This window comes from Pseudomonas sp. L7 (assembly GCF_046605565.1).
GTDB lineage: Bacteria > Pseudomonadota > Gammaproteobacteria > Pseudomonadales > Pseudomonadaceae > Aquipseudomonas > Aquipseudomonas wayambapalatensis.
Genome location: NZ_CP176784.1, coordinates 5,414,109 through 5,422,280, shown reverse-complemented (window position 1 = coordinate 5,422,280; position 8,172 = coordinate 5,414,109). Strand labels below are relative to the sequence as shown.

Here is an 8,172-nt window from a genome sequence, read left to right as displayed (position 1 = left end):
TTTTCACGGGCCAGACCCGCTTCGGCCGTGATTTGGGACAACAGCGCCACTTGGGAATCAGTAAAAATGCGTGCGTCACTTTTCACCGTTCTTCCTCTCGCCCTTGCAGCCTCCATTACCCAAGCACAAACCCTGCCGCAAGCCATGCAACAGGCCTTGGACGTGCACCCGGAAATCCAGGCCGGGGTCAACGCCCGCACCGCCGCGGACTATCAACTGCGCGCCGCCCAGGGTGGTTACCTGCCGCGCGTCGACATGACCGCCGGCTACGGCCGCGAGGGCAGCGATTCGCCGAGTACGTCGCATCGCTGGGAGACCTTGAACCGCGGCGAGTCAAGTATCCGTCTTCGACAAATGGTTTTTGACGGTTTCGCCACCTCCAGCGAAGTCGGTCGTCAACAAGCCACCGTCAATGCCCGCGCCTACTCCCTGATGGGCACCTCCGAACGCACGGCGCTGACCGTCGCCCAGGTCTACCTCGATGTGCTTTCGCGGCGCGAGATGGTGCGCCTGGCCGAAGACAACCTGCGCAACCACGAACGCATCCTCGACCAGATCAAGCTGCGCACCAGCCGTGGCGTAGGCCGCCTGGCCGACCTCGACCAGGCTGAAGCGCGCCTGGCGCAGGCGCGCAACAACCTGATCACCGAACAGACCAACCTGGCCGATGCCAACACCAACTACCTGAGCGTGGTCGGGCAGATGCCTGACGAACTGAGCGCGCCCGCGCCGTTCATCGACCTGCTGCCGGCCACCCTGGACGAGGCGCGCCACCAGATGGTCGAGAGCAGCCCGATCCTGCGTTCGGCAGAATCCGACATCGCTGCGGCCGAAAAACAATACGAAGCGGCTAAGTCTAGTTTCTATCCACGTTTTGACGCGGAGCTCGGACGGACGGCAGACAACAATCTCGACGGCTCTGTCGGCCACAACAATGAATGGCAGGCCATGCTGCGCATGAACTTCAACCTGTACGCCGGTGGTAGCAACAAGGCCGACCTGGAATCGAAGTCGTATCTGGCCAACCAGGCGCTGGATATCCGCAACAACGCCTTGCGTCAGCTCAATGAGGAGTTAGGCTTGGCATGGAATGCTCTGGACAACGCCAACGCCCAGTTGCCGATCGCCCAGCAGTATGTCGATCACAGCACCCGGGTGCGCAGCGCCTACCAGCAGCAGTTCGGTCTGGGCGAGCGAACCCTGCTTGACCTGCTCGACAGCGAGAATGAAACCTTCACTGCGCAACGTCGTCTGGTAGAAGTGAAGAACACTCAGTTGTTTACTCAGTACCGAATCAAGGCGACCATTGGTCAACTGCTGAAGAGCCAGGGTGTCGTAGCCCCCATGGCGACCGTCGTACAGAACGACCTGAAGCCAAAGGTGAACCTGCCAGGCATGAACTGAAGGCGCACCTGTCCTATCCAACCGCAAGGATGAAGAGAGCGCCGCGTGGAATCTGAAGTCAGTCGAGTACAACTCAACCATGATCCACGCAGTCAGCATGACGATCCGCTACTGGACAGCCTGCTGACCCTGTGTGTCCTGCACCAGAAGCCCGCCAGCCGGGCCATGCTGACCACCGGCCTGCCGCTGCCGGCGCAGCGCCTGAGCGTCGAGCTGCTGCCGCGCGCCGCCGCGCGCGCGGGCTTGCAGGGGCGTTTGCTGCAGCGCAAGCTCGAGCAGATCCCCAGCATGGCCATGCCGGCCATGCTGCTATTGAAGGAAGGCCGCAGCGCCGTCCTGGTCGGTTGGGAAAATGAAGACACCGCGCGCCTGCTGCTCAGCGAGAGCGACGGTGGGGAAGTGCTGGTCACCCGCGAGGCGCTGCTCAGCGACTACAGCGGCAAAGTGTTCTTCGCTCAGCCGCAGCACAAGTTCGACGTCAACCACGGCAACTTGATCCCGCGCGCCCGCTCCTGGTTCCGCGACACCCTGATGCGCAGCAAATGGCTGTACATCGACGCCATCGCCGCCAGCCTGGTGATCAACCTGATTGCCCTGGCGGCGCCGCTGTTCGTGATGAACGTCTACGACCGCGTGGTTCCCAACCAGGCCACCTCGACCCTGTGGGTGCTGGCAGTGGGTATCGCCGGTGCCTATGTCTTCGACCTCATCCTCAAGGGGTTGCGCAGCCTCTGTCTGGACCTCGCCGGCAAGAAGACCGACCTGATCATTTCCGCGACGCTGTTCGAGCGGATCGTCGGTATGTCGATGAAGTACCGCCCCGCGCGTGTCGGCAGCTTTGCGCAGAACATCCACGAGTTCCAGGGGCTGCGCGACTTCCTCGCTTCGCTCACCCTCACCAGCCTTATCGACCTGCCGTTCACCCTGCTGATCCTGATGGTGATCGCCATCATCGGTGGGCACCTGGTATGGATTCCGGTTTTGGCCTTCCCGCTGGCCCTGGGCATCGGCTATGCCCTGCAGAAACCATTGATGGCGACGATGGAGCGCACCATGGCGCTGGCTTCCGAGCGCCAGTCCAGCCTCATCGAGACCCTTGCCGGGCTGGATGCGGTGAAGGTCAACAACGCCGAGAGCGAGCGCCAGTACATGTGGGAGCAGACCCTCGGCACGCTCAGCCGCCTCGAACTGCGGGTCAAGGTGCTGTCGGGCCTGGCGATGAACATCACCATGCTGATCCAGCAGCTCGCAGGTGTGGCGATGATCTGTGTCGGCGTCTACCTGATCATCGACGGCAACCTCAGCATGGGCGGCCTGGTGGCCTGCTACATGCTCAGTGGTCGCGCGCTTGGCCCGCTGGGTCAGCTCAATGGGCTGTTGGCTCGCTACCAGCAGGCCAAGGTAACCATGGTCGCCACCGACCAGATGATGGAACTGCCCCAGGAGCGCAACTTCGAAGAGCGTCCGCTGAGCCGCCAGGTACTGCAGGGCGCGGTCGAGTTCCGCGGCGTCGAGTTCACCTACCCGAACCAGCAGAACCAGGCACTCAAGGGCATCAACCTGGTCATCCGGCCTGGTGAGAAAGTCGGCATCATCGGCCGCAGTGGTTCGGGCAAGAGCTCGCTGGCCAAGTTGATCGTTGGCCTTTATGAGGCCGACGGCGGCTCGCTGCTGGTGGATGGCGTCGATATCCGCCAGATCGACGTCAGCGAACTGCGCCACAACATCGGCTACGTGCCCCAGGATATCCAGTTGCTGGCCGGCACCCTGCGCGACAACCTGGTCAGCGGCGCCCGCTACATCGAAGACGAGCTGATCCTGCAGGCCGCAGAGCTGGCGGGCGTGCATGAGTTCGCCCGCCTGCACCCCGACGGTTACGAGCTGCAGGTCGGCGAGCGCGGCCAGAATCTCTCCGGCGGCCAGCGCCAGAACGTCGCCCTGGCCCGTGCGCTGTTGCTCAATCCGCAGATCCTGCTGCTCGACGAGCCCACCAGCGCCATGGACAACACCGGCGAAGAGCGCCTCAAGCAGCGCCTCGGCGCGGTGATCGAAGGCAAGACCGTGCTGCTGGTCACTCACCGGGCGTCGTTGCTGTCGCTGGTGGACCGGTTGATTGTCATCGATCGTGGACAGATCGTCGCGGATGGCCCGAAAGCCGCCGTCATGGAAGCGCTGAAGAAGGGGCAGATCAGTGTTGCATAAGCTGGATATCGGGCGTTTCAAGGACAACCTGCGCCGCTACTTCAAGGGCTCCGAATCGCTGGCAGGCCAGCCGCTGCCTGAGGTCAACAAGGCACTGATCGAAGATGCCCCGCGCATCGTGCGGCTGACCATCTGGGGCGTGATCGCCTTCTTCGTGTTCCTGATCGTCTGGGCCAGTGTCGCGCCCATCGATGAGGTGACGCGCGGCGAAGGCAAGGCCATCCCGTCGTCGAAGGTGCAGAAGATCCAGAACCTGGAAGGCGGGATCGTTGCGCAGATCTACGCCAAGGAAGGGGAGATCGTCGAAGTCGGCCAGCCGCTGTTGCGCCTGGACGAAACGCGCTTCGCCTCCAACGTCGACGAAACCGAGGCCTCACGCCTGGCCATGGCGCTGCGTGTACAGCGCCTGAGCGCCGAGGTCGACGACAAGCCACTGCAGATCGACGAGGAACTACGCAAGGCCGCGCCGAGCCAGGCAGCCAGCGAGCAGTCGCTGTACCAGAGCCGCCGCCAGCAACTGCAGGATGAAATCAGCGGCCTGGAGCAGCAACTGGTGCAGAAGCAGCAGGAGCTGCGCGAGTTCAACTCCAAGCGCGCCCAGTACGCCAACAGCCTGCAGTTGCTGCGCCAGGAAATCTCCATGTCCGAGCCGCTGGTGGCCCAGGGCGCGATCTCGCAGGTCGAGGTGCTGCGCCTGCGTCGCGCCGAAGTCGAGAACCGTGGCCAGATGGACTCTACCGCCCTGGCCATTCCCCGCGCCGAGGCGGCGATCAAGGAAGTGCAGAGCAAGATCGAGGAAACCCGCGGCAAGTTCCGCAGCGAGGCCCTCACCCAGCTCAACGAGGCTCGCACCGAGCTGAACAAGGCCACGGCCACCAGCAAGGCGCTGGATGACCGGGTCAACCGCACAATGGTCACATCGCCGGTGCGCGGTATCGTCAAGCAACTGCTGGTGAACACCATCGGCGGCGTGATCCAGCCGGGCAGCGACATCATCGAGATCGTGCCGCTGGACGACACCCTGGTGGTGGAAGCGAAGATCCTGCCCAAGGATATTGCCTTCCTGCACCCGGGGCAGGAGGCCACGGTCAAGTTCACCGCCTACGACTACACCATCTATGGCGGCCTGAAGGCCAAGCTCGAGCAAATCGGTGCCGACACCATCACCGATGAAGACAAGAAGACCACCTATTACCTGATCAAGCTGCGCACCGAGAAGAGCCATCTGGGCTCGGATGAGAAGCCGCTGCTGATCATCCCGGGCATGGTCGCCACGGTGGATATCCTCACCGGCAAGAAGACCATCATGAGCTACCTGCTCAAACCAATCATCAAGGCCCGCTCCGAGGCGCTGCGCGAGCGCTGATCACGACCCGGCCCGGTCCTTGTAGGAGCAACTGTCTTGTTCAAAATCTAAAGGCCAGCCCGATCCCTGTGGGAGCGGGCTTGTCCCGCGAACACGGGCGTAGCCCGTGCCAGGCAGCGCGGTGTCTTTTTCGCGGGCAAGCCCGCTCCTACAGAGGTTTTGGGCTGGTCTTTGGATTTTGAACCCCGTCAGGCCATTCCGGGCCGCATATGCATATTCGCTAAAGATATTTAAATTTCCATTCTTATGACTTTATAGTCGCTCCTACTGCGTACCTGCCGACCAATCGGCGCGCCGCACGACTCGAACCCACACGGGAAATCCCCGTGCGTTTCTGAATCGATGCGCGCCCCTGGAAGTCGCGCACTGCGTGGGAGTGAACAATGTCAGCCGCCTCGAACGCCTTGTCGTCCATCGACAGCGCGCAGCCGCAACGCTTCGAAATCCGCCCCTTCTCCGGTGCCGTCGGTGCCGAGATCATCGGGCTGGACCTGTCCCGGCCGGTCAACGCCGAGGACTTCAACCGCATCCATCGCGCCCACCTCGACCACCATGTTCTGGTGTTCCGCGACCAGCGCATCACCCCCGAACAGCAGATCGCCTTCAGCCGCCGTTTCGGCGTGCTGCAGATCCATGTGCTCAAGCAGTTCCTGCTGGAAAACCACCCCGAAATCCTGATCGTTTCCAACATCATCGAAGACGGTCGCAACATTGGCCTGGGTGATGCCGGCAAGTTCTGGCATTCGGACCTCTCCTATAAAGAGCTGCCGAGCCTCGGTTCGATGCTGCATGCCCAGGAGCTGCCCAGCGAGGGCGGTGACACCCTGTTCGCCGACATGCACAAGGCCTGGGACGCTGTGCCCGACGCGCTGCGCAAGATCGTGGAGGGGCGTAGCGCCGCGCATTCCTACACCGCCCGCTATTCGGAAACCAAGTTCGAAGGCAACTGGCGTCCGACCCTGACCGCCGAGCAACTGGCCCAGGTCAACGAAGTCATCCACCCGGTGGTGCGTACTCACCCGGAGAACGGCCGCAAGGCGCTGTTCGTCAGTGAGGGCTTCACCACTCGCATCGTCGGCCTGCCCGATGACGAAAGCCGCGATGTACTGCAGCAGCTCTACACCCTGAGCGTGCTCGAGCAGAACATCTACCGCCACGCCTGGCAGCCCCACGACATGGTGTTCTGGGACAACCGTTCGTTGATCCACCTGGCTGCCGGCTGCCCTGCGCACCTGCGCCGCAAGCTCTACCGCACCACCATCCAGGGCGATGCCCCGTTCTGACGACTGAGGACTCTCATCATGCGTAAATCCATCAGCCGCCTGGCGGCCAGCATCGGCCTGGGCGCGAGCCTGATCGTAGGCGGCCTCGCGGCGCCGGCAGTGGCCCAGGCCGAAGGCAAGATCCGTATCGCCGAGCAGTTCGGCATCGTGTACCTGTTGCTCAACGTCGTTCGTGACCAGCAACTGATCGAGAAGCACGGCAAGGAGCAGGGCATCGACATTCAGGTCGACTGGGCGCAGCTTTCCGGCGGCGCGGCGATCAACGACGCGTTGCTGTCGGGCTCGGTGGACATCGCCGGTGCCGGCGTCGGGCCGCTGCTGACCGTCTGGGATCGCACCTACGGTCGGCAGAACGTCAAGGCCGTGGCCTCGCTGGGCAATTTCCCGTACTACCTGGTCAGCAGCAATCCCAATGTGAAGACCATCGCCGACATTTCCGAGAAGGACCGTATCGCCGTGCCGGCGGTGGGTGTTTCGGTGCAGTCGCGCTTCCTGCAGTACGCGGCGGCCAAGCAGTGGGGCGACAAGGAGTACAACCGCCTCGACAAGTACACCCTGGCCGTGCCGCATCCGGATGCCACAGCCGCGCTGCTGGCCGGCGGCACCGAACTCAACGGGCATTTCTCCAACCCGCCGTTCCAGGACCAGGCCCTGGCCAACAAGAACGTGCACATCGTGCTCAACAGCTATGACCTGCTCGGCCCCAACTCGCCGACCCTGCTGTTCGCCACCGAGAAATTCCGCAAGGACAACCCCAAGACCTACAAGGCATTCATCGATGCGCTCGCCGAAGCCGCCGACTTCGCCCAGAAAGACAAGGCCGCAGCCGCCGACACTTACATCCGCGTGACCAAGGCCAAGATCGATCGCGATGCGTTGATCAAGCTGATCGACAATCCGCAGTACGAGTTCACCATCACGCCGAAGAACACTTACCCGCTGGCCGAATTCCTCTACCGGGTCGGCGCCATCAAGCACAAGCCCGAGTCGTGGAAGGACTACTTCTTCCAGGATGAGCGCCCATTGCAAGGGAGCTGATCGACCATGACCGCCCCATTGCCAGGCCACACGGCCAGCAACCTGAGCCGTGTCGACACCCCACCGCTGCTCAAGGTGGACAATCTCAGCCTCGAATACCGCACCGCGCAGCGCGTGGTGCGGGCCACTCACCAGGTCAGCTTCGAAGTCGATCGCGCCGACCGCTTCGTGCTGCTGGGCCCATCCGGGTGCGGCAAGTCGACCTTGCTCAAGGCCGTGGCCGGCTTCATCGAGCCGCGCGAAGGGCAGATCCTGTTGCAGGGCCAGCCGGTCAAGGGCCCAGGCCCTGACCGCATCGTCGTGTTCCAGGAGTTCGACCAGTTGCCGCCATGGAAGACGGTCAAGCAGAACGTCATGTTTCCGCTGCTGGTCTCGGGCCAGCTCAAGCGCGCCGAAGCCGAGGCGCGGGCGCTGCACTATCTGGAGAAGGTCGGCCTGGCCGCCTTCGCCGATGCCTACCCACACACCTTGTCTGGCGGCATGAAGGCGCGCGTGGCGATTGCCCGCGCGTTGGCCACGCAGCCGAAGGTGCTGCTGATGGACGAGCCCTTCGCCGCGCTCGACGCCCTGACCCGGCGCAAGATGCAGGAAGAATTGCTGCTGTTGTGGGAAGAGGTGCGCTTCACGCTGCTGTTTGTCACCCACTCTATCGAGGAGGCGCTGGTGGTGGGCAACCGCATCCTCTTGTTGTCGCCGCATCCGGGACGGGTACGGGCCGAGGTGCACAGCCACCAATACGATCTGGGCAGCCTGGGTGGCAGCGATTTCCAGGCCAGCGCCCGGCGTATCCATCGCCTGCTGTTCGACGAAGCCGGTGAGCCGGAGCAGGCCTCGGACCTGGGCTTCAACGATATCCGCATCGCTTACTGACAGGAGGAG

At 63.1% G+C, this 8,172-nt stretch carries 6 protein-coding genes; all 6 read left to right on the top strand.

The annotated features are described in order from the left end of the window. The first annotated feature begins 66 nt into the window (after positions 1–66). The 6 genes from ACK3BK_RS24730 (at position 67) to ACK3BK_RS24705 (ending at position 8,163) form a co-directional block, all read left to right on the top strand. On the top strand, positions 67–1,404 hold the full coding sequence (locus ACK3BK_RS24730) for a TolC family outer membrane protein (protein ID WP_411383493.1): 1,338 nt from the start codon (positions 67–69) through the stop codon (positions 1,402–1,404). Positions 1,405–1,449: 45 nt separating this feature from the next. After that, a complete protein-coding gene (locus ACK3BK_RS24725; RefSeq protein ID WP_186665447.1) occupies positions 1,450–3,606 on the top strand; it encodes a type I secretion system permease/ATPase in 2,157 nt (718 codons plus the stop codon). Then, positions 3,596–4,972, top strand: coding sequence for an HlyD family type I secretion periplasmic adaptor subunit (locus ACK3BK_RS24720; protein ID WP_186665448.1), 1,377 nt, complete (start codon positions 3,596–3,598; stop codon positions 4,970–4,972). Before ACK3BK_RS24725 ends, ACK3BK_RS24720 begins: the two co-directional genes overlap by 11 nt. A 383-nt stretch (positions 4,973–5,355) precedes the next feature. Next, positions 5,356–6,255 carry a TauD/TfdA dioxygenase family protein gene (locus tag ACK3BK_RS24715; RefSeq protein WP_411383492.1) on the top strand — a complete coding sequence of 300 codons (900 nt, stop codon included), beginning with the start codon at positions 5,356–5,358 and terminating at the stop codon, positions 6,253–6,255. Between the two features lie 18 nt (positions 6,256–6,273). Continuing rightward, positions 6,274–7,293, top strand: a complete 1,020-nt coding sequence (locus tag ACK3BK_RS24710; RefSeq protein WP_186710844.1) for an ABC transporter substrate-binding protein — start codon at positions 6,274–6,276, stop codon at positions 7,291–7,293. Between the two features lie 6 nt (positions 7,294–7,299). Beyond that, positions 7,300–8,163 carry an ABC transporter ATP-binding protein gene (locus ACK3BK_RS24705; protein WP_054895006.1) on the top strand — a complete coding sequence of 288 codons (864 nt, stop codon included), beginning with the start codon at positions 7,300–7,302 and terminating at the stop codon, positions 8,161–8,163. Positions 8,164–8,172 lie beyond the last annotated feature (9 nt).